This window comes from Hymenobacter segetis (genome assembly GCF_054776495.1).
The window spans coordinates 1,419,314-1,441,155 of record NZ_BAAHBV010000002.1 but is presented as its reverse complement, the minus strand read 5'-3'; the positions used below and the strand labels follow the sequence as shown (position 1 = coordinate 1,441,155).

Sequence of the window (21,842 nt, the reverse complement as noted above, 5' to 3'; positions counted from 1 at the left end):
GCCATGGCCATTGCCTGCTTCGGAGAAATGCTCTGGGACGTGCTGCCCACCGGAAAGCAACCGGGCGGTGCCCCGCTCAACGTGGCGGTGCACCTGCGCAATTTCGGGCTCGAAGCGCAGCTTATCAGCCGCGTGGGGCACGATGATTTGGGGACTGAGCTGCTGGCTTTTGTAGAAAGCAAAGGCTTGAGCACGAAGTACGTGCAACGCGGCGAAACCCACCTGACGGGCGTGGTGAAAGCCAACGTGAGCAATACCAATGAAGTGACTTATAAGATAGTCCAGCCGGTGGCCTGGGACTACATTCAATATGAACCCGCGCTTAGCGACTTGGTTCAGGGGGCCGAAGCCTTCGTCTTTGGCAGCTTAGCTGCTCGCAGTCCGGTGAGCCGCGAAACCTTGTATCGCCTGCTGCAACAGGCGCCACTGAAGGTCTTCGACGTCAATCTTCGGCCCCCTCATTATTCGCGCGACGTGGTGCAATACCTGTTGCGCCACGCCGACATCGTGAAGCTCAACCACCACGAGCTCACCGAAATCATGGACTGGTTCGGAGCCAGTCCGGCCGAGGAAACGGCCCTGGAATGGCTGGCGGCCCGCTTCCAGCTGCAAGCCGTGTGCGTGACCAAAGGAGCCGACGGGGCCGCCCTCTGGACCGGCGGGCAGTTCTACCGCAGCCCGGGCATCGCCGTGGCCGTGCAGGACACCATCGGGAGCGGCGATGCTTTCCTGGCGGCCCTGCTTCGGGGCCTGCTCAGCCACCAGCCGCCCGCCGACAACCTCGCCTTTGCCTGCGCGGCTGGCTCGCTGGTGGCCACTTTCCAGGGAGCCACGCCGGCCATCTCCGAAAGTATGGTGCGCGAGCTGGCCGCCGCTACTGCCTGATTATTTGACTCTATCATCTGCCTCAAGCTGTCCATTTCCCACCCGATGAACCGATTGCTCCTCTGCGCTTTGCCTCTGCTCGTGAGCATCTCCAGCCCGGCCCAAACTCCGGTGCCGGCCGCCGACCCGTACCGGCCGGTGTACCACTTCACGGGCCCCAAAAACTGGATAAACGACGCCAACGGCTTGGTGTACAGCAATGGGCAGTACAACCTGTTTTATCAATACAACCCGCAGAGCGCCCAGCCCGGCCACCTGGCCTGGGGCCACGCCACCAGTCCCGACCTGCTGCGCTGGACGCATCAGCCCGTAGCCCTGACCGAGTACGCCAGCCCCGACGGCAGCAATACCATGATTTTTTCGGGCAGCGCGGTGGTCGATAAAGACAACACCTCGGGCCTGTTTCCGGCCGGCAAAACCGACGGATTGGTGGCCTTTTACACCGGCCACCAAGAGCGTGCCGGCGCGGTAGTGGCCCAGCACCAGAACCTGGCCAGCAGCCAGGACGGTGGCCGCACTTGGCAGCGCTACGCCGGCAATCCTGTGCTCGACATCGGCAGCAAGGAGTTCCGCGACCCCAAGGTGTTTTGGTACGCGCCGCAGCAGAAGTGGGTGATGGCCACTGTGAAAGCCGACCGCCAACAGGTGTACCTCTACGAGTCAAAGAACTTGAAAAACTGGACCTTCCTGAGCCGCTGGGGCCGCGCCGGCAACACGGTGAAGGAGTGGGAATGCCCCGATTTATTCGAGCTGCCCGTGCCCGGCGGCGGCACCAAGTGGGTGCTGCTGATTTCGGCCGGCAACCCGGTGGAGCAGTTCCGGGGGCAGCAGTATTTTCTGGGGCATTTTGACGGCAAGACGTTTACGCCCGACCAGGCTTACGAAGAGCCGGCTTACCTCGACTTCGGCAAGGACTACTTTGCCGCCGTCACCTTCAACAACGTCCCCGATGGCCGCCGCCTACTGGTGGGCTGGGCCAACGACTGGGCCTACGCTCAGGCCGTGCCCACCGGTACCGAGTGGCGCGGCAGCTTCGCCGTGCCCCGCGAGCTGAGTTTGCACCGCACCGCCGCTGGCCTCGTGCTTGCCCAGCAGCCCCTGGCCGAGCTGCGCCGCCTGGGCAAGGAAACCCTGACCGTGAAAAGCCGCGACCTCAAGCCCGGCGCTGCCGGCTACGAGCTGCCGTTTCGCGGAGAATCCTACGATTTGGAGCTGACCCTGAAACCCGGCAAAGCCAATTTGCTTACCCTGAACCTGCTGCAAAGCGCCGACGAGAAAACCGTGCTGCGCTATGACGTAGCCAAACAGGAACTCACGCTCGACCGGCGGCAGTCGGGCAACGTGGCCTTCCATCCCATGTTCGCTATGAGTCTCGAAACTGCGAAAGTGCCCCTGCGCGACGGCCAACTCCAACTGCGCCTGCTAGTGGACAAGTCAGTGGTCGAGGTTTTCGCCCAGGATGGCGAAACTACCCTCACGGACCTGGTTTTTCCCCGGCAGCACACCGGCCGCATCACCATAGTCACTGACGGCCCAGCGCAACTGACCAGCTTACGTCTGGTTGACCTCAGTCAATCGGTAACGCCTTAAAAAACTGTTTGTTAAAGAAAATAATTTCTGTTAACTTTTCGAGTGATGCCACTTTCCACATCCGCTTCCTTCCTGCTGAATACCACCGGGCTGCTGTTGCGGCGGCTGGTGCCGGGCGGCGCGTTGCTGCTGGCGCTGGCGGGCTGTGGGCATAGCGAGAAAAAAGCTGAAACTGTCGAAAAGCCCACAACGGGCGCGGCTGCCGTGACGGACAGCACGGTGGCCAAAAAGCCCGACTGGTGGAAGGAAACGGTGGTGTATCAGCTCTATCCGCGCAGCTTCCAGGATAGCAACGGCGACGGCGTGGGCGACCTCAAAGGCATCAATTCGCGGCTCGACTACCTGAAAAGCCTAGGTGTGGGCGCGGTGTGGCTGAATCCCATCTACGCCTCGCCCAATGATGATAACGGCTACGATATCAGCAACTACCGGCAGATTATGCCCGAGTTCGGCACCATGCAGGATTTCGATGCGCTGCTCAAGGGCATGCACCAGCGCGGCCTGAAACTGGTGATGGACCTGGTGGTGAACCACAGCTCCGACGAGCACGAGTGGTTTAAGCAGTCGCGCAGCTCGCGCACCAGTCCCTACCGCGACTACTACTACTGGTGGCCCGCCGAAAAAGGTACGCCCCCGGCCCGCTACAGTACCTTCGACGTGAAGCGCAACGCCTGGCAGTACGACTGGCTCACCAACGCCTACTATCTGCACTACTTCTCGCGCAAGCAGCCCGACCTGAACTGGAACAACCCCAAGCTGCGCCAGGAAATCTACGCCATGATGAAGTTCTGGCTGGATAAAGGCATCGACGGCTTCCGGATGGATGCCTTCCAGTTTGTGGCCAAAGACCCCACATTCCCGCCCATGCCGGGCCTGAATGAGCGCAACTACACCAACGCCTATAACCACGGCCCGCACCTGCATGACTACCTCCAGGAGATGAACCGCGAGGTGCTGAGTAAGTACAACATCATGACCGTAGCCGAAGGCGCGGGTCGCAACCCCCAGGAAGCCATGGTCTTCGTGGACCCCGCCCGCAAGGAACTGAACATGACCTACCACTTCGACGCGGTGGGTGTGGGCAACTCGGCCGCCGGCTACAAGCTCACCGACCTCAAGCGCGTGTTCACGCGCTGGGACAGCGCTTTTGCGGGCAAGGGCTGGCAGTCCATTTACCTCGGCAGCCACGACCAGCCGCGCATCGTGAGCAAGTTTGGCGACGACCGGCCGGCCTTCCGCGCCGCCTCGGCCAAGCTGCTGAATACCTTTCTGCTCACCATGCGCGGCACGCCATACTGCTACAACGGCGACGAGCTGGGCATGACCAATATCGGCTTCAACAGCATTGCCGACTATCGCGACGTGGCCGCCCGCAACGGCTACCAGCTGGTGAAAGCGCAAGGCGGCAATCTGCCGGCTTATATAAAGAATCTGGCCCGCTTCTCGCGCGACAACTCCCGCACGCCTTTCCAGTGGAACGCCACGGCCCAGGCCGGCTTCACCACGGGCACGCCCTGGCTCAAAGTCAACCCCAACTATCTTACCGTCAATGAGGCGGCGGAGGAGAAAGACTCGGCTTCGGTGCTGAACCATTTCCGCCGGGCCACGGCCCTGCGCCGGGCGCATCCGGTGCTGGTGTATGGGCAATACCACGTGCTCGACGCAGCCAACCCGCACATCTACGCCTACACCCGCATGCTGGGCGCTGATAAGGTGCTGGTGGTGCTCAACTTCTCCTCGGTGCCCCGCAGTTGGGCTGTGCCCACGGACCTGAAGCCCGCTGGAGCCGCCTGGCTCAATAATTACCCCACCATTCAGGCCAGTTCACCGGCGCTGGCGCTCCAGCCTTGGCAGGCCGTGGTGCTCCCGCTGCAATAAAAGCAGCGGGCTTTTCTCGACAACTCATCTTTCTCACCTAACGCTGCAATACATGAATAGACCCGGAGTTCGCCGCCAATTATTCCAGAATCGTTTGCAGGAATCGTTTTCTGGGAATTGCCAACCACTCGCTGCTTAAAAATTTCCCACCATTTCACTTTTAAAATCATGAGAAACAACGTGTACAAACGGTATAATCCGGGGGAGCTGCCGGCCGCCCCGGCGGGCCGCGGCCCAACAACGCTTCTGAAGCTGTTGCTGTTGGGAGCCTTATTTATCTTGTTTCCGCTGTTGAGCCAGGCCCAGGCCAACCGTTCGATTTCGGGCAAGGTGACGGATGAATCTGGGGTCGGCCTGCCCGGCGTGACAGTACTGGTGCCCGGCACCAGCACCGGTACCAGCAGCGGGGCCGATGGCGGCTTCCAGCTCGATGTGCCGGCTACGGCTACGAAGCTGTCGTTTTCGTTCGTGGGCTATTCCACGCAGGTGGTGGACATCACGGGCAAATCCACGGCATCGGTGGCGCTGAAAAGCGACGCGCAGGCGCTGGGCGATGTGGTGGTAGTGGGCTACGGCACGGTGCAGAAAGCTGACCTCACGGGTGCCGTGAGTACCCTGACCCCCAAGGATTTCAACAAAGGAACGTTCACCTCGCCCGACCAGCTCATCCAGGGTCGGACCTCGGGCGTGCAGGTAACGCAAAACAGCGGGCAGCCCGGCGGGGCCGCTACCATCAAAATTCGCGGCAATTCGGCCGTGACCGGTACCGGCCAGCCGCTGTACGTGGTGGATGGCGTGCAGCTCGACGGCCGCTCGGCGCGGCCGGGCCTGACTACGGCTTTCGGCGACAGCCCCGACAGCAACCCGTTGAACTTCCTGAACCCGGCCGATATTGAGAGCATTAACGTACTGAAGGATGCCTCGGCTACGGCCATTTACGGCTCGCGGGGAGCTTACGGCGTGGTTATCATCACCACCAAGCGCGGTAAAATCGGCGAGGCTAAAATCGACTTCAGTGCTTCGAGCGGCTTCTCGAAAATCCTGCGCAAGATTGACGTGCTCGATGCCAGCCAGTACCGGCAGGCCCTCACTTACTACGGCGCGCCCGCAACCAACGACAAAGGTCTGAGCAACGACCCATTGGGTGCCATTTTGCAAACTGGTACCGTTCAGAACTACAACGCGTCGGTGAACGGTGGCAACGAAAATGCCCGCTACCGCCTCTCCATTGGCTACCTCGACCAGCAGGGTATCATCAAGAAAACCGATTTCAAGAAGTACACCGCCAACTTTGCGACCAACCTCAAGTTCTTGGAAAGCAAGCGTCTGGGGGTAGATATCAACATCACCACCAACCAGTTTCGCGAGCAATTGGCGCCCATCACTAACAATGGTGACTTCCGGGGCAGCCTCATTGGGCAGGCCCTGGCCTGGAACCCCACCGACTCGCTGTACAGTGCCAACGGCCAGCCGGTATCGCGGCTGGGCAGCTCCACCATCAACCCGGTGGCGATGCTGGAATACACCAACGATAACTCGCGGGTGACGACGGCGCTGGCCTCGGTGTCGCCCTACTACAAGTTCACCGACTGGCTGGAATATCGGGCCCTGATAGCCGTGAACTACAGCACCGGTATCCGCCGTACCTCCTATGACCAGCGGCTGAACATCAGCGACTACCAGCAGTACGGCTACGCGTCCGTGAACACCACCGAGCTGCAGACCCAGCAGCTGACGCAAACCCTGAACTTTACCAAGCAGATTGCGACTGACCTCAACCTGACGGCTCTGCTGGGCTATGAGTATAACAAATACTTCTACTCGGGCACGGGCCTGAGCGGGCTGGGGCCGGTGAAACTCGTGAATGGCGTGTCCGTACCGGTCGGCTTTGGCACCTACGGGCTCGATTACACCAATTACCTGCAGTACTCGAACCCCTCGGGCCGCAAGATTTCATCGTTTGCCGACCCGGAAACGACTCTGCAATCGTACTTCGCCCGTGTCGTGCTGAACTACAAAGGGCGCTACCTGCTCACGGCCACCATGCGCGCAGATGGCAGCACCAAATTCGGCTCGAACAACCGCTATGGCTACTTCCCCTCCGCGTCGGCGGCCTGGGATATCAGCCAGGAGGACTTTCTTAAGGTAGAGGCCATCAACCAGCTGAAGCTGCGGGTGGGCTACGGCCGCACCGGCAACCAGGAGTTTCCGGCCGGCTCGGCGCAGGGCCAGTACACGTTCCAGGCCGATAACAAGGGCCTGGGCCAGCTCACCAACCCTAACCCGGACCTGAAGTGGCAGTCCGATGAGCAGTACAATGCCGGTATTGACGTAGCCCTGTTCAACAACCGCGTGACGCTGACGGCCGACTACTTCAATAAGCGCACCACGGGCCTGCTGTATCCGCAGCCTCCGGGGCAGCCCGCGGCCCCCGGCGGAGCCGTGGTGTGGAGAAACCTCGACGGCGTGGTGGTGAACAAAGGAGTGGAGCTGCTGGCTGGCCTTACGGCTATTGAAAGCGAGCGTTTTGGCTTGACTTTCAATGCCAACGCCACCTTTGTGAAGAACGAAGTATCGGGCCTGCCCGCTGCGCTCATCATTCAGACGGGCGCCCTCAGTGGGCAGGGTTTGTCGAACGTGTTTGCCGAAACCATTCAGAACGGCCAGCCGCTCAACGGCTTCTACGTGCCCACCTACAACGGCATTAACAGTGCCACCGGCCTCTACAACGAGTTTGGGAAGGCCAGCTACGTGGGCAACCCCAACCCCACCACGCTGCTGGGCCTGGGGGTCACCGCACGCTTCATGAAGTTCACGCTGACGGGCAACTTTACCGGGAGCTACGGCAACGTGATTTACAACAACACGTTCAACAGTGTGCTCAACGTGAGTCAGATACGGGCAGGCAAGAACATTGCCCTGTCCGAATACCAGTCGGGCGTGAAGGAGTCGCTTTCCAACGCTGTGACGCCCTCGACGCGCTACCTGGAAAGCGGCAACTACACGAAGCTCTCCAACCTGACGCTCTCGTACGCCATCGGCGACGTGGCCAAGGTAGTTAAAGGAGCCAGCGTTTTCGCTACGGGCCAGAACGTGTTCCTCATCACTAAGTACCACGGCTTCGACCCCGAAGTGAACACCAGCAAACCCAATGGCGTGGTGCCGTCGGTCGGCATCGACTACACCGGCTTCCCACCGTCCCGCACGTTCACGTTCGGCCTCAACTTTTCGCTGTAACCCACCCTACTCGCCTTATCGATATGAAAAAGATACTCAGCACCGCCGCCTTGCTGGCGCTGCTTCCGCTGGCCAACAGCTGCCAGATTACCGAGCGGCTCGATGCCACCCTGACACCCGAGCAGGCAGCCTCGGGCAATGCTTCCTCGCTGCTTGATGGGGTTTATTCATCCATGCGCAGCCCCTTCCAGGGCGCTACCCAGGTGTTTGCGCTTTCGGAAGTGACCACCGATGAGCGCCTGATGCCCACCCGGGCCGGCGACTGGGACGACAACGGCCAGTGGCGCTCTCTGCACCAGCGCACCTGGGATGCCAACCACGGCCAGATTCGCGACGCGTTCAACAACCTGAGCGGGGTGGTTTTTGCGGCTACCGACATGCTCCAGCCGAAGTTCAAGGCCAATACCCAGCAGCAGGCCGAAGCCCGCTTTCTGCGCGCCTTCGCCATGTACTGGCTGCTCGACCTGTTCGACCAGGTGCCCTACCGCGAACCCGGCGAGCTGGTAGTGGCCGCGCCGCGCGTGTACAAGGGCAGCGCGGCCCTCGACTACATCATCAGCGAGGTAACGGCCGTGCTGCCCAACCTGCCCGATGCGCCCGCCTCGCAGGCGACTAAGGATGCCGCCCGCACCCTGCTCATGAAGTGCTACATCAACCGGGGCGTGTATGCCAACCGGCAGACGCCCACCTTCGCGGCGGCCGACATGAACCAGGTGATTACCCTGGCCGACCAGGTAATCAACGGCGGCCGCTTCCGGTTTGCCGCCAACTACTTCGACAACTTCGCGCCGGACAACTCCAACATCGGCACGGAAAACATTTTCACCGAGCTGAACCAGGGTGGCGTAAGCAGTGGGGCGCAGTATGATTTGTGGCGCTTCATCTCGCACTACAACATGACCCCCAGCGGCTACAACGGCCCCTGCGCGCTGTCGGATTTCTACAACAAGTACGAGGCCGTGGATAAGCGCCGGGGCCAGTATTACACCTACACCAACGGCCCGACCAACCCCGGCCACCGCGTGAATGTGGGCTTCCTGATTGGCCAGCAGTACAACCTGACCACCGACGCACCACTGAAGGACCGCCTGGGTGCGCCGCTGGCGTTCACCGCAAGCGTGGCCATCATCGAAACCGGTGCCAACCTGGAAGTAACCGGCATCCGGCCGATGAAGTACCCTCCCGATTTCACCAATAACTCGGCCGGCGCCATCGATAACGACATGGTACACTTTCGCCTGCCCGACGTGTTGCTGATGAAGGCCGAAGCCATCCTGCGCGGCGGCACCGGTACCACGGCCGGCGTTTATGGCAGCACGCCGCTGGCCTTGGTCAATTCCATCCGGACGAATGCCTCGCGCGGGGCCACTGCGCTGGCCACCGTGGACCTGAATACTCTGTATGACGAGCGGGGCCGCGAGCTGTATCTGGAGCTGTGGCGGCGGCAGGACATGGTGCGCTTCGGCAAGTTCCTGGGGCCATTGCAGGAAGGCCCCACCAGCACAGATGCCCACTACCTCATCTTCCCCATCCCGAACCAGCAGCTTGCGGTGAGCCCCAACTTGGTGCAGAACCCGGGCTACTAAGGGATAACTGCGGAGGCAGGCGAGCTGGCAACAGCAAGCCACCGCCAGGAATTGTAAAAAAGGGTAAGCCTGTGCTTACCCTTTTTTATTCCACCTCATTACTTCTCTGGCATTTTTAACATGGTGATTTCTGAATCCAACTGGCTGCGTCCATTCCGTTGCGCGGTGGCGTTGCTGTTTATAGCCGCCGCCCAGCTTCCCGCCGCCGCCCAAACGCCCGACCCCTGGCGCATCGTTGCCGACAAGGTGGACCCGGCCAACTACTACGGTGTGACGGTGGCCAATGGCATCATGGGCGTGGTGTCGTCGCCCGAGCCCTTTAAGGTGAAGAACGTGGTGCTGGCCGGGGCCTACGACCAGTACGGCCGGGGCCGGGTGAGCAATTTCCTCAACGGCATCAACCTGCTGAATATGTACATGGAAATCGACGGCCGCCGCCTGGGTGCCGCCGATGCCAGCCACTTCCGGCAGGAACTGGACATGCAGAAAGCCACCCTCACCACCACCTTCGACTACCAGGACAAGGCCACCATCAGCTACACCACTTATGCGCTACGCCACCTGCCCTACACGGTGCTGCTGGACGTGTCCATCGTGGCCAAAAAAGACATTGCCCTGACCGCCGCCAGCGTGATGGACACGCCCGACGCCCTGCGCGACGTGCAGAATTACTACAACGAAATCGACCGGCCGCACGCCACTGTGCGACTTCTCACGTCCTCAGCCAAAAGCCCGACGGGCAAGCTGCTGCTGTGCGCGTCCACCACGTTTTTGTTCACGGAAGGGCAGGGGCTGGAGCCGCGCGTCATCCACGAGATGTGGGACAATGGCGAGCACCTGATGAAGTTCAGCAAAGCCCTGAAAGCCGGGCAGACCTACGGCTACGCCGTGGCGGGCTCGGCCATCACCTCGGCCCACCACCCCGACCCGCTGAATGAGGCCGAGCGCATGACCATCTTCGCCCGCCTCGAAGGCCGGGAGCGGCTGCTGGCCTTCCACGCCAAAGCCTGGCAGGACCTGTGGCAGAGCGACATCCAGATTGGCGGCGATGCGCAAGCGCAGCAGGACGTGCACAGCATGCTCTACCACCTCTACAGCTTTTCGCGGGCCGGCACCGATTATTCGCCCTCTCCGATGGGCCTTTCAGGCTTGGGCTACAACGGCCACGTGTTCTGGGATGCCGACCTGTGGATGTTCCCGGCGCTGCTGGTGCTGCACCCCGAAATTGCTAAGTCGCTGGTCGAATACCGCTTCCGCCGGCTGGAGCCGGCCCGACGCAACGCCTTCGCCCACGGCTACCAGGGGGCCATGTACCCCTGGGAAAGCGCCGACTCGGGCGTGGAGGAAACGCCGGTGTGGGCGCTGAGCGGCCCCTTCGAGCACCATATTTCGGCCTGCGTGGCCCTGGCCGCCTGGCAATACTACTGCGTGACGCAGGACAAAGACTGGCTGCGCGAAAAAGGTTGGCCGATGCTCTCGGCCACCGCCGACTTCTGGGCCAGTCGGGTGGAGCGCAACGGCCCCGGCCACTACGATATCAAGAACGTGGTGGCTTCGGATGAGTGGGCTGAAAACGTGGACAACGACGCCTTCACCAACGCCGCCGCCAAAGTCAACCTGCAAAACGCCGCCGTCGCCGCCAAGCTACTCGGCCTGCGCGCCAACCCCGACTGGGCGCTGGTAGCCCAGAACATTCCCATCCTGAAAATGGCCGACGGCGTGACTCAGGAGCACGCCACCTACCACGGCGAAGGCATCAAGCAGGGCGACGTGAACCTGCTGGCCTACCCGCTGAACGTCATCACCGACCCCGCCCAAATCAAAAAAGACCTCAGCTACTACGAAACCCGCGTACCCAACGAAGGCACCCCGGCCATGACGCAGGGCATTTTCGCTCTCCTCTACGCCCGCCTGGGCAATGCTGATAAGGCCAAGCTCTGGTTTAAAGATGCTTACGAGCCTAACCTGCTGCCGCCCTTCCGCGTCATCGCCGAAACCAAGGGCGGCACCAATCCTTACTTCGCCACGGGAGCGGGCGGGGTGCTGCAAGCCGTGCTCATGGGCTTTGGCGGCTTGGATATCACGCCGGCCGGCATTGCGCAGCGCAAATCCACGCTGCCCACCGGCTGGCAATCGGTGAAGATTACGGGCGTGGGGCCGCAACGCCGCACGTACTCTGTGAGTCGATAAAAAATTGATTGTCAATTAGTAAATTCTGGATTTATGAGCAACCTGTATCACGCGTATGGCCGCCTTAGCGGCAAGTTTTCGATGGTGGTTTTGCTGGCTCTGCTCGGCAACCAAGCTGCCTCCGCGCAGGCTCTCGCGCCGCAGCTGGGTAAGGCTCCGCTGAAGGAAATCCTGGCCGCCCTCACCACTGAGGAAAAGGTAAAGCTGGTGGTGGGCATGGGCTTCTATCCCGCCGGCTTCCCCGAAGGCATCCTGCCGCCCTCTGACCCTGCCGACCGCAAGGTGCCCGAGAAAGTGCCCGGCGCGGCCGGCCGTACCCACGCCATTGCCCGGCTCGGCATCCCGTCGCTCACGCTTTCCGATGGGCCGGCGGGTGTGCGTATTGCCCCCATTCGGGGCGGCGACAGTACCCGAACCTATTACGCTACGGCCTTCCCGGTGGCCACGTTGCTGGCGTCGAGTTGGGACACCGAACTGGTGTACAAAGTGGGCGTGGCGTTTGGGAGCGAGGTGCGGGCCTTTGGCATTGATGTGCTGTTGGCCCCGGGTATGAATATCCACCGTAACCCGCTGGGTGGGCGCAACTTCGAGTATTATTCCGAAGACCCGGTGGTGACCGGCAACATCGCGGCGGCTTTCGTGAATGGCGTCGAGTCGAACGGCGTGGGCACGTCCATCAAGCACTTCGCGGTCAATAACCAAGAGTTCAACCGCATGAAAATGAACTCGCAGGTGAGCGAGCGGGCGTTGCGGGAAATCTACCTCAAAGGCTTCCAGATTGCCGTGCGCAAGGCCCAGCCCTGGACGGTGATGTCGAGCTATAATCTCGTGAACGGCACTTACACATCCCAGAGTCACGAATTGCTCACGGCGCTGCTGCGGCAGGAGTGGGGCTTCAAAGGCTTGGTAATGACCGATTGGTACGGCGGCCAGAACCCGGTAGCCCAGCTAAAAGCGGGCAACGACCTGCTCATGCCCGGCACCACGGCCCAGACGCAGGCCCTGCTGGCGGCGGCCAAAAGCGGCCAGCTCACGCCCGCACAGCTCGATGCCAACGTGACCCGCGTGCTGGAACTGGTGCTCAAGTCACCCACCTTCCTCGGCAACAGCTACACCAGCCGCCCCGCGCTGCCCGCCGATGCCGCCGTGGCCCGCCAGGCCGCCGCCGAAAGCATGGTGCTGCTGCGCAACGAAGCCCTGGCGCTGCCGCTGGCCGCTGGCCAGAAGTTGGCCCTGTTCGGCAACACGTCCTACAACCTCATTGCCGGTGGCACTGGCAGCGGCGACGTGAACCGCGCCTACACCATCTCCATTGAGCAGGGCTTGAGTAAGGCTGGGTTTTCCGTCAGTTCTCCCATTAGCCAAGCCTACACGCAATACCTGCGGGCCGAAAAAGCCAAGATTCCCCCGAAAAAGACCTTCTTCGAACCCGTCCCGGTTATTGCGGAAATGGGGCTGGATGCGGCTACGCTGCAACAGCAGGCCCAGGCGGTCGATGTAGCAATTGTCACCCTCGGCCGGAGCGCGGGCGAAGGTGGGGACCGTAAAGTGACCGACGATTTCACGCTAAGGGCCGATGAAAAGGCCATGCTTCAACAAGTTGCCACAGCTTTCCATACCCTGGGCAAGAAAGTGGTGGTGGTGCTGAACGTAGGCGGCGTAGTGGAAACCGCCAGCTGGCGCAACCAGGCCGATGCCATTCTGCTGGCCTGGCAGCCCGGCCAGGAGGGCGGCCACGCCGTGGCCGACGTGCTGAGCGGCCAAACCAACCCCTCGGGCAAGCTGGCCACCACGTTTCCGATGGCCTACACCGACATCCCATATAGCCAGGATTTCCCGGGCAAAGTGAAGGCCGGCGCAGCCGCGCCAGCTAATTCGTTGGGCGGCCAGGAATCGGAAAACACGTATTCCGAGGGTATCTACGTGGGCTACCGCTACTTCAATACTTTCCAGAAACAGCCGGCCTATGCCTTCGGCCACGGCCTGAGCTACACCACCTTCGCCTATGGCCCGCTGAAACTCAGCGCGTCCGCGCTCAACGACAAGCTCACGGCCACGCTCACCGTCACCAATACCGGCAAAACGGCGGGCCGTGAAGTGGTGCAGCTTTACGTAAGCGCCCCCAAAGGCAAGCTCGCTAAGCCCGTAAGCGAGTTGAAAGCCTTCGCCAAAACCTCCCTGCTCGCGCCCGGCAAGGCGCAGACGCTCAGCTTCACCCTCACCGCCGCCGACCTGGCTTCCTACGACACTGCCGCCTCGGCCTGGGTGACGGATGCCGGAACCTACACCGTGCAGGCCGCCGCCTCATCAGTAGACGTGAAGCAGCGCGCCACCTTCCAGGTGGGTAAGCCGGTGGTGGTGGCTAAAAGCCGCCATTTGCTGGCCCCGCAGGCCCCGGTGACGGAAATGGCGCCACCCACGGCCAGTAAATAACAAGCTTGCCTACTCGCGCTGGCCGCAGGTTAGCACGTTGCGCGCTAACCTGCGGCCAGCGCAGCACAATATAAGCCGCGTGCGCGGAGTAGCTTCGCAAGGCCGCCCCCGTACCAGCGGGGGCGGCCTTGATTATTTATGCGATATTCTGACTTTCCTGCGGGTCAATCGGGCCGCGCTCGTCGCTTTCGGCGCTTCCGCTATGCGATGTTGGGCGGGCTTCTGATGCTGGCCTTTCTGCCCAAAACTGCCCAAGCGCAGGCGGTGACGCCCGCATCAGCCGCCACACTGTTGCGCCCCGCCGCCGTGTTCGATGGCCAGGAAATGCACTCAGGCTGGGTCGTGCTGGTCGAAAACGACAAAATCACGGCTGCCGGCCCAGCCGCTAAAGTAGCGGTGCCGTCAAACGCTCGCACCTTGGAGCTACCCGGCCTCACGTTGCTGCCCGGCCTTATTGAAGGCCATTCGCACCTGCTGCTGCACCCCTACAACGAAACTACTTGGGACAACCAGGTGCTACTGGAGTCGCAGGCGCTGCGGGTGACGCGGGCCACGGTGCACGCCCAGCGTACGCTGCTGGCCGGCTTCACCACCGCCCGCGACCTTGGCACTGAGGGCGCAGGCTTCGCCGATGTGGGCATCAAGCAAGCCATTAATCAGGGCATCATTCCCGGGCCGCGCCTGCTGGTAGTCACGCGGGCACTGGTGGCTACGGGCAGCTACGGCCCCAAGCTTTCGGTAGATGAAAATGTGCCCCAGGGCGCGCAGGAAGCCGATGGTGTCGACGGCATCATCCGGGCCGTACGCGAGCAGATTGGCAAAGGGGCCGATATTATCAAGGTGTATGCCGACTACCGCTGGGGGCCCGACGGCTCGGCCCAGCCCACGTTTTCGCAGGAGGAACTGACGCTGATTGTGCAAACCGCGCGCTCCACCGGCCGGGGCGTGGTGGCCCACGCCAGCACCCCCGAGGGTATGCGCCGCGCCATCCTGGCCGGCGTCGAAACCATCGAGCACGGCGACTATGGCACCCCCGAAATCTTCGCCCTGATGAAAAAGCGCGGCGTGGCCCTGTGCCCCACCGTGGCCGCCTCCGATGCCACCGCCCAATACAAAGGCTGGCACAAGGGCACCGACCCGGCCCCGCCCCGCATCCAGCAAAAGCACGCGAGTATGGCCGCCGCCCTCAAAGCCGGCGTGACGCTGGCCCAAGGCGGCGATGTCGGCGTATTCGCCCACGGCGACAACATCCGCGAAGCTGAGCTGCTGGTGCGCGACTACGGCCTCACGCCGCTACAGGTGCTACGCCAGGCCACCAGCGGCAACGCCCAAATCTTCCACCTCGCCGACCGGGGCCAAATCCGCCCCGGCCTGCTGGCCGACCTCGTGGCCGTGGCCGGCGACCCCACGCAGGACGTGGCCGCCCTCCGCCAAATCCGCTTGGTGATGAAGGGTGGCGTACTCTACCGGCAGCCTTAGCGGCTATTCCCGTTTTCCTTTCAGCATGGTTTTCAGCGCGGCCAGCTCGTCGCGCAGCTTGGCGGCCGTGAGGAAGTCGAGGTCCTTGGCGGCGGCTTCCATCTGCTTTTCGGTGGTTTTGATGAGCTTTTCCAACTCGGGCCGGGTCATCATGGCTATCACCGGCTCGGCAGCCATGGCCAGGGCGGCCCCGCCGTCCGTGTCGGCGTAGGGCAGGGTATCGAGCACGCGGTAGTCGGCCAAATCGGTCTGGCCCATGATTTCGGCGTGGCTCTTGCGCACGGTGCGCGGCGTGATGCCGTGCTCCTCATTGTAAGCCGCCTGCGTGGCGCGGCGGCGGTTCGTCTCATCAATGGCCCGCTGCATGGAGCCGGTCATGCGGTCGGCGTACATAATTACCTTGCCCCGGTCGTTTCGCGCGGCCCGGCCCATGGTCTGAATCAGGCTGCGCTGGTCGCGCAGGAAGCCTTCCTTATCGGCATCAAGAATGGCCACGAGGCTCACCTCAGGCAAGTCTAGACCTTCGCGCAGCAGGTTCACGCCAATCAATACATCGATTTCGCCCAGCCGCAGCTTGCGCAGAATTTCCACGCGGTCCAGCGTTTTCACGTCGGAGTGCACGTATTCCACCTTGATGCCGAGGCGGTCCATGTACTTGCTCAGCTCCTCGGCCATGCGCTTGGTGAGGGTGGTCACGAGCACGCGGTCGCCCATTTTCACGCGGTTGTCCACTTCGTCCAGCAGGTCGTCAATCTGGTTGATGCTGGGGCGGAGGTCAATTTCGGGGTCGAGCAGGCCCGTGGGGCGGATAATCTGTTCCACTACCACGCCATCGGCCTGGGTCAGCTCATAGTCCGACGGCGTGGCCGATACATACACCGCCTGTTGGAACATGCTCTCGAACTCATTGAAGGTCAGCGGCCGGTTGTCCAGGGCCGAGGGCAGGCGGAAGCCGTACTCAATCAGCGCCGTTTTGCGGCTGCGGTCGCCGCCCCACATGGCCCGGATTTGGGGCATGGTGGCGTGGCTTTCGTCCACTACCAGCAGGTAGTCTTTGGGGAAATAATCGAGCAAACAGAACGGCCGCGAGCCCGGCGTGCGCCCATCAAAGTAGCGCGAGTAGTTCTCGATGCCCGAGCAGTAGCCCAGCTCCCGAATCATCTCCAAATCGAACTCCGTACGCTCCATGATGCGCTTGGCTTCCGAGTCGCGCCCTTCCTTCTCGAAGTAGGCGTGCTGCTGCACCATGTCATCCTGAATCTGCTTGATGGCCGAGTTCAGGGTGTCTTTGCCGGTCACGAACAGGTTGGCCGGGTATAGCGCGATGCCGTTGGCCTCATCGCTCAGTTTCTTGCCGCTGATAGGGTCAATCTTGTGCACCGACTCAATCTCATCGCCGAAAAAGTAGATGCGCACGGCGTAGTCCGCATAGGCAGGAAACACGTCCACGGTATCGCCCTTCACCCGAAACGAGCCACGCGTGAACTCCACCTCGGTGCGCGAGTACAGAATCTGTACGAACTGATAGAGCAGGTTATTGCGCGTGTAGCGCATGCCCGGCTTCAGGAAAATGACGTTTTTGGCGAATTCCTCGGGGTTGCCGATGCCGTAGATGCACGACACTGAGGCAATTACAATCACATCGCGCCGCCCGCTGAGCAGGGTGGAAGTGGTGTGCAGCCGCAGCTTCTCGATTTCCTGGTTGATGGCCAGGTCTTTCTCGATGAAAACGTCGGTGCTGGCGATGTAGGCTTCCGGCTGGTAGTAGTCGTAGTAGCTGATGTAGTACTCGACGGCGTTGTTCGGAAAAAACGCCTTGAACTCGCCATAGAGCTGCGCCGCGAGGGTTTTGTTGTGGCAGAGCACCAGCGCCGGCTTGCCCGTCTGGGCAATGACGTTGGCCATGGTGAAGGTTTTGCCGGTGCCGGTGGCGCCCAGCAGTACCTGGGCGTGCTCGCCGTTGTTCACGCCTTCCACCAGCTTGGCGATGGCGGTGGGTTGGTCGCCGGTGGGCTTAAATTCTGAGGTCAGTTGGTACTCCATGCAACGCGAAAGGTAGGCCGAAATGGTCAGCCTACCTTAACCCAAATGCCGGGGAATGGGTTTCGCGGCATTTGGAAAAGGGCAGGGGAGGCTTGAGAAAACACGACCGTCATGCTTCGCTGCGCTCTGCATGACGGTCTTTTCTTCCTTCAAGCGGCTCTACCGTCCAAACTCCACGCCTGCCTCTATACCGAAGCTATATGGGTGGCTCTGGGCCAAATAGCTTTGTACCGGGTGGGCATTCAGCGCCACCAGACCGATTTCAGCAACTGGTCCCATCGTGAAGGCCCATTTGCCCGTGCTGGTGCGGAACTGCGTGCCCGCCGCGCCGCGCAGGCTGCCCATCACGCGGCGGTAAGGCCCGCCCGTGGAGGCGATGGAATAGGTGCGGGTGGCTTCCGGGTCGCCTTCTACATCGCTGCGCACACCCAGCAGGGCCGTTACTACACCGCCCAGGCGGCCGTAGATGCTCCAGCCGCGCTTCACGGGGTTAGAATAGCGCACTTCCAGCGGAATGCTGGCCATGCTGTAGCGGAAATTGGTGGTGTGCAGCGTGTGTTTGCTGCCCTGGCCCAGGTCGAACAACTGCTCGCCCACGAAGGACGACGAGGACGCCGACTGTGCCGTGGCCTGGCTGAATTCGGCCCCGGTGCTCAGCGACCAATGGCCGCGCAGGTGGCGCGTGGCCAGCAGCGCGATGCGCTGGCTCAGGCCCGGCCGCAGGTTGTTGCGGTATTCGGTAGCGGCTACTTCGGTAAGCTTCGGGGAGTCCGTGCCGAAGGCGGGACCCCGGTCATAATCGAACTCTGGCTCGATGCCGGCCCGCGAGAAATTAACGTTAGGGTTGAATACGCCGGCCGTGTAGCTGGCCCCGTAATGCCAGCGGTGTGCATCAATGGCGGGCAGTTCTTCAACCGGCACCGTGGCTAAGCCGTTGGGCAACGTGGTGGCGTTGGCCAAACTCAGTGAAGTTTGACGGGCAGCCAGCAGGCTCACTTCCTCGGGAGCAACTGTGGCTGCCGAAGCGGTGGTAGCGGCCAGCGAAGTCGTAGCTGCTACACCGCTGCCCATTGTGCCAGCCGAACTGCCGCCCGCAACCGCCGAAGCGCCGGCCGCAGCCGTGCCCGCTACGTCAGCCGCTGCCAGCATCCGGCCGGAATTCTGATTTGAGGTCGATTCTTCGGACTGTGCCTGGGCTGCCACTTGGTTGGTGGCCACAACGGAGGTTTCGCCAGCGGCTACTGCTACAGTAGCGGCTACCGTGCGGCTTGCCGAAGCAACGCCAGGCTGCAAAGCGGATTCAGCCGCTGAATTTTTGCCAGCTGAATAGCGGGCCGTTGAAGCCGAACCGAAACCGGTGTACTGGCTTTGAGTAGCCGCAGCTACGGCCGCCCGGTCCGCAGTAGCAAAGCCCTGATTACCTGATGATGTAATTGTGGAGTTGTTATTCGTTGCGGTGCTGTTATTAATAGAAGCCTTACCCGACAAAGCCGCACCCCTAGTACCAACTGCCGAGCCGTTAGCCGCCAGCGACGCATCGGACGGTCCCGCTACGTCTTTCATGCCCAGCGTGGCCGGAATGTTGGTGCGGCCCATCCGAGTGCCCGTCGCCGCTGGCCGGCTGTTCGTAGCCATTTCGGCACCGCCAAGCATATCGGCGCGGTTGGCCCACCAGCCGGTGCCGGCCAGCGTGGCCAGCAGCAGGCTGGCCGCCGCCACCCAGCGCGTAGCCACGAGGCGACGGCGGTAGGTTTCGTTCTGCCGAATCAGCAGCGAGTTATCAATCTGGTCCCACAGCATGGGGCGCGGGGGCACGGCGGCCTCTTCGCCCAGGTGGTGGCGGAATAATTCCTCCAGGCTGCCGGTGGTTTTAGGCGTAGTGTTGTCTTCGATAGGATTAACGGACATGGCGGGTTGGGGCACCGAGGCGCTCCAGTTTAGTTTGTAGGATGACGCGGGCCCGGGAATATTGGGATTTGCTGGTGCCCTCGGTAATGCTTAATAATTCGCCGATTTCTTTGTGGGTATAGCCTTCGATAGCATAGAGGTTGAAAACCATGCGGTAGCGCGGAGCCAGCTCCTGCACCATTTCCAGCAATTCGTTGAAGTTGAAGTTGCTGAGGGTGAATTCTTCGCTGGATAGGGTTTCGGGGTAGTCACCGTCGCTCACTGCTACCAGCGAGGCGTTGCGACGGTGCTGGCGCAGGGCCGCGTTAATCATAATACGGCGAATCCAGAATTCCAGCGGGCACTCGCGCCGGAAGCTGGCCAGCGTGCGAAACACCGTCAGGAAGCCTTCCTGCAACACGTCCTCGGCCTCAAAAGTGGTTTGGGCATAGCGCAGGCACACAGCCATCATTTTGCCGGCGTATTTGTCATAAAGCAGCTTCTGGGCCAGCTGGCGGCCGCGCAGGCAGCCGTCAATCAGCTCGGCTTCGGTGGGCGGGCTGGTTACGGCCGCGCTACGGCTGGCCGTGAGGCGCGGTGCCGTGGCGGGCTGGTCGGGCAGCACGTCATCGGCCCCGAACGCGAACCAGGAGAGGGCGCCGCTGCTCATGCCTGCGCCCGGTAACCCGTGCCGGCCAGGGAAAGAAGGGTAGAAGAGTCCATTTTCGCTTGCATAGAAAGGTGTGTCAATCAGAAAGTAGCCAGCAATGTGGTGGGCTGGCTTATGGGAGATGCACACCCATCGGAAAAGGTTGCAAATGGATTTTAGTTATCAGTCTGCGGTCCCATTATTCCAGATATCCCAGGCGGCTTCGGCTTGCAGACACAGCATTTCGAAGCCGTTTTTCACCTGCGCCCCGGCCGCGCGGCCTTTGGCCATAAACAGCGTTTCGGCCGGGTTATACACCAAATCATAGAGGTAGTGCTGCGCCGTCAGGGCCTCGTAGGGCAGGCGTGGGCACTCGTCTACCAGCGGAAAAGTGCCCAGTGGCGTGGTGTTGATGATGAGCTGATGCGCGGCCAGCACCTGCGGCGTCAGGTCGTCATAAGTCAGGCCGTGGCCCAGCGGGTTCCGCGTTACCGACCAGTAGGCGATGCCCAAATCATTCAGCGCCACGGTCACGGCTTTAGCCGCGCCGCCCGCGCCCAGTACCAGCGCCCGTGCCCCAAGCGGGGCCGGAAAAAACTGCCGCAACGACTCCCGAAATCCCACCACGTCGGTGTTGTGGCCGCGCAGGCGGCCGTCGGGCAGCCACTCAATCACGTTCACGGCCCCCACGCGGCGGGCCGAGCTGGCCAGCTCATCCAGGTAGGGCACCACGCTTTCCTTGTACGGGATGGTCACATTCAGGCCCGCCAGGTCAGGATTTGCCGCCAGCAGGGCCGGCAACTCGCCGATAGTAACCATCTCAAATAGCTCATACGCGTGGTCGGCCAGGCTCTGCGAGTAGAACTTCTGGCTGAAGTACGTCTGCGAGAACGAGTAATTGAGGGTGCGGCCAATGAGCCCGAACTGACGCATGGAGTTAAAATTAAAACCGAAAAACAACCTAAAGTAGCGCAAAAAAGCCGTCCCGGATATGAAAATCCGGGACGGCTTACGGTTTGGCGGAAGGTACGCTTCCGTGCGGAGCGGCCCGCCGGCTACCGGGCCGGTGCGTCGGCCGGGCCAGCCAGCTTGCCTTTCACAAACGACCACAGCGGCGGCAGCACCGACAGCGCAATGATGCCCAGAATCACCAGCTCGAAGTTCTTTTGCACCACCTCAATGTTGCCGAACAGGTAGCCCGCCAGCGTGAGCACCACCACCCACAGTACCGCACCCATGATGCTGTACGACGCAAAGTAGCGGTAAGTCATGGTGCCAATACCCGCCACAAACGGCGCAAACGTGCGCACGATGGGCACGAAGCGCGCCATGATGATGGTTTTGCCGCCGTGCTTGGCGTAGAAGGCCTGCGTCTGGTCGAGGTACTTGCGGTTCAGGAACTTGAAGTCCTCGCGGAACACTCGCGGCCCCAGGTAGTCGCCTACGGCATAGTTCACGTTGTCGCCGATGAAGGCGGCCGCAATCAGCAGCGGAATAATTATCCACACGCTCAGGCCGGTTTCGGGGCGGGCAGCTAGGGCGCCGGCCGCAAACAGCAGCGAATCGCCGGGCAGGAAAGGGAACACGATGATGCCCGTTTCGGTGAAAACGATGAGGAAAAGCACCAGATAGGTCCAGGTGCCATAGTTGTGGACAACGTCTACCAGGGTCTTGTCGAGGTGCAGCAGAAGGTCGAGAAAGTGTTTGATAATTTCCATGCCGGGCGTGAAGTGAGCCACAAAGAAAACCGGTGGCCGCCGAAACTACCCCGTTCACTGGGCATCAGCGGTTCGCGCGTCCGGTTTATTATTCCCCGCAGTTAGTGTCCCGAGCCTGTGCTTCTTACCTTTGCGGCCCGATTGGCTAACCGGGTACCGGACTTGGTATTTATCAGGTATTTTTTTCAATGCGACTAAATCATCCGGTTCCGGGTAGTGAGCCTGTTATTGAGCAGTGTAAAGCATCGACGTACGGTTCAGGTAAGC

At 61.6% G+C, this 21,842-nt stretch carries 13 protein-coding genes; 8 read left to right on the top strand and 5 right to left on the bottom strand.

All coding sequences use genetic code 11. From position 1 onward, the window contains the following. Positions 1-3 precede the first annotated feature (3 nt). The 8 genes from ACYU70_RS16485 to ACYU70_RS16450 all read left to right on the top strand — a co-directional run bounded on the left by ACYU70_RS16485 (position 4) and on the right by ACYU70_RS16450 (position 15,278). On the top strand, positions 4-885 hold the full coding sequence (locus ACYU70_RS16485) for a carbohydrate kinase family protein (RefSeq protein ID WP_342295019.1): 882 nt from the start codon (positions 4-6) through the stop codon (positions 883-885). Positions 886-930: 45 nt separating this feature from the next. Next, positions 931-2,475, top strand: a complete 1,545-nt coding sequence (locus tag ACYU70_RS16480) for a glycoside hydrolase family 32 protein (RefSeq protein ID WP_342295020.1) — start codon at positions 931-933, stop codon at positions 2,473-2,475. Between the two features lie 45 nt (positions 2,476-2,520). Then, the gene (locus ACYU70_RS16475; protein WP_342295340.1) at positions 2,521-4,353 is read left to right on the top strand and encodes a glycoside hydrolase family 13 protein; all 1,833 of its coding nucleotides are present in this window, start codon (positions 2,521-2,523) and stop codon (positions 4,351-4,353) included. 168 nt (positions 4,354-4,521) lie between these two features. Further along, positions 4,522-7,590: a SusC/RagA family TonB-linked outer membrane protein gene (locus ACYU70_RS16470; RefSeq protein ID WP_342295021.1), complete on the top strand. Its 3,069-nt coding sequence runs from the start codon at positions 4,522-4,524 to the stop codon at positions 7,588-7,590. A gap of 23 nt (positions 7,591-7,613) precedes the next feature. Then, entirely contained in the window at positions 7,614-9,176 is a 1,563-nt protein-coding gene (locus tag ACYU70_RS16465) for a RagB/SusD family nutrient uptake outer membrane protein (RefSeq protein WP_342295023.1), read from the top strand. A gap of 120 nt (positions 9,177-9,296) precedes the next feature. After that, positions 9,297-11,366, top strand: a complete 2,070-nt coding sequence (locus tag ACYU70_RS16460; RefSeq protein WP_342295026.1) for a glycoside hydrolase family 65 protein — start codon at positions 9,297-9,299, stop codon at positions 11,364-11,366. Between the two features lie 33 nt (positions 11,367-11,399). Further along, entirely contained in the window at positions 11,400-13,799 is a 2,400-nt protein-coding gene (locus tag ACYU70_RS16455) for a glycoside hydrolase family 3 C-terminal domain-containing protein (RefSeq protein WP_342295028.1), read from the top strand. 225 nt (positions 13,800-14,024) lie between these two features. Beyond that, on the top strand, positions 14,025-15,278 hold the full coding sequence (locus ACYU70_RS16450) for a metal-dependent hydrolase family protein (protein ID WP_342295031.1): 1,254 nt from the start codon (positions 14,025-14,027) through the stop codon (positions 15,276-15,278). A gap of 3 nt (positions 15,279-15,281) precedes the next feature. Here ACYU70_RS16450 and uvrB read toward each other — a convergent pair whose 3' ends face one another. The 5 genes from uvrB to ACYU70_RS16425 form a co-directional block, all read right to left on the bottom strand. Beyond that, on the bottom strand, positions 15,282-17,321 hold the full coding sequence (uvrB, locus tag ACYU70_RS16445) for an excinuclease ABC subunit UvrB (RefSeq protein ID WP_342295033.1): 2,040 nt from the start codon (positions 17,319-17,321) through the stop codon (positions 15,282-15,284). A gap of 159 nt (positions 17,322-17,480) precedes the next feature. Next, complete coding sequence (locus ACYU70_RS16440) at positions 17,481-19,229, bottom strand: hypothetical protein (RefSeq protein WP_342295034.1); 1,749 nt, start codon at positions 19,227-19,229, stop codon at positions 17,481-17,483. Next, positions 19,219-19,878, bottom strand: coding sequence for an RNA polymerase sigma factor (locus ACYU70_RS16435; RefSeq protein ID WP_342295036.1), 660 nt, complete (start codon positions 19,876-19,878; stop codon positions 19,219-19,221). Before ACYU70_RS16435 ends, ACYU70_RS16440 begins: the two co-directional genes overlap by 11 nt. A 162-nt stretch (positions 19,879-20,040) precedes the next feature. Then, positions 20,041-20,790 (bottom strand): shikimate dehydrogenase family protein, encoded by a 750-nt coding sequence (locus ACYU70_RS16430; RefSeq protein WP_342295037.1) that lies wholly within the window; start codon positions 20,788-20,790, stop codon positions 20,041-20,043. 122 nt (positions 20,791-20,912) lie between these two features. Continuing rightward, a complete protein-coding gene (locus ACYU70_RS16425; protein ID WP_342295038.1) occupies positions 20,913-21,575 on the bottom strand; it encodes a DedA family protein in 663 nt (220 codons plus the stop codon). Positions 21,576-21,842 lie beyond the last annotated feature (267 nt).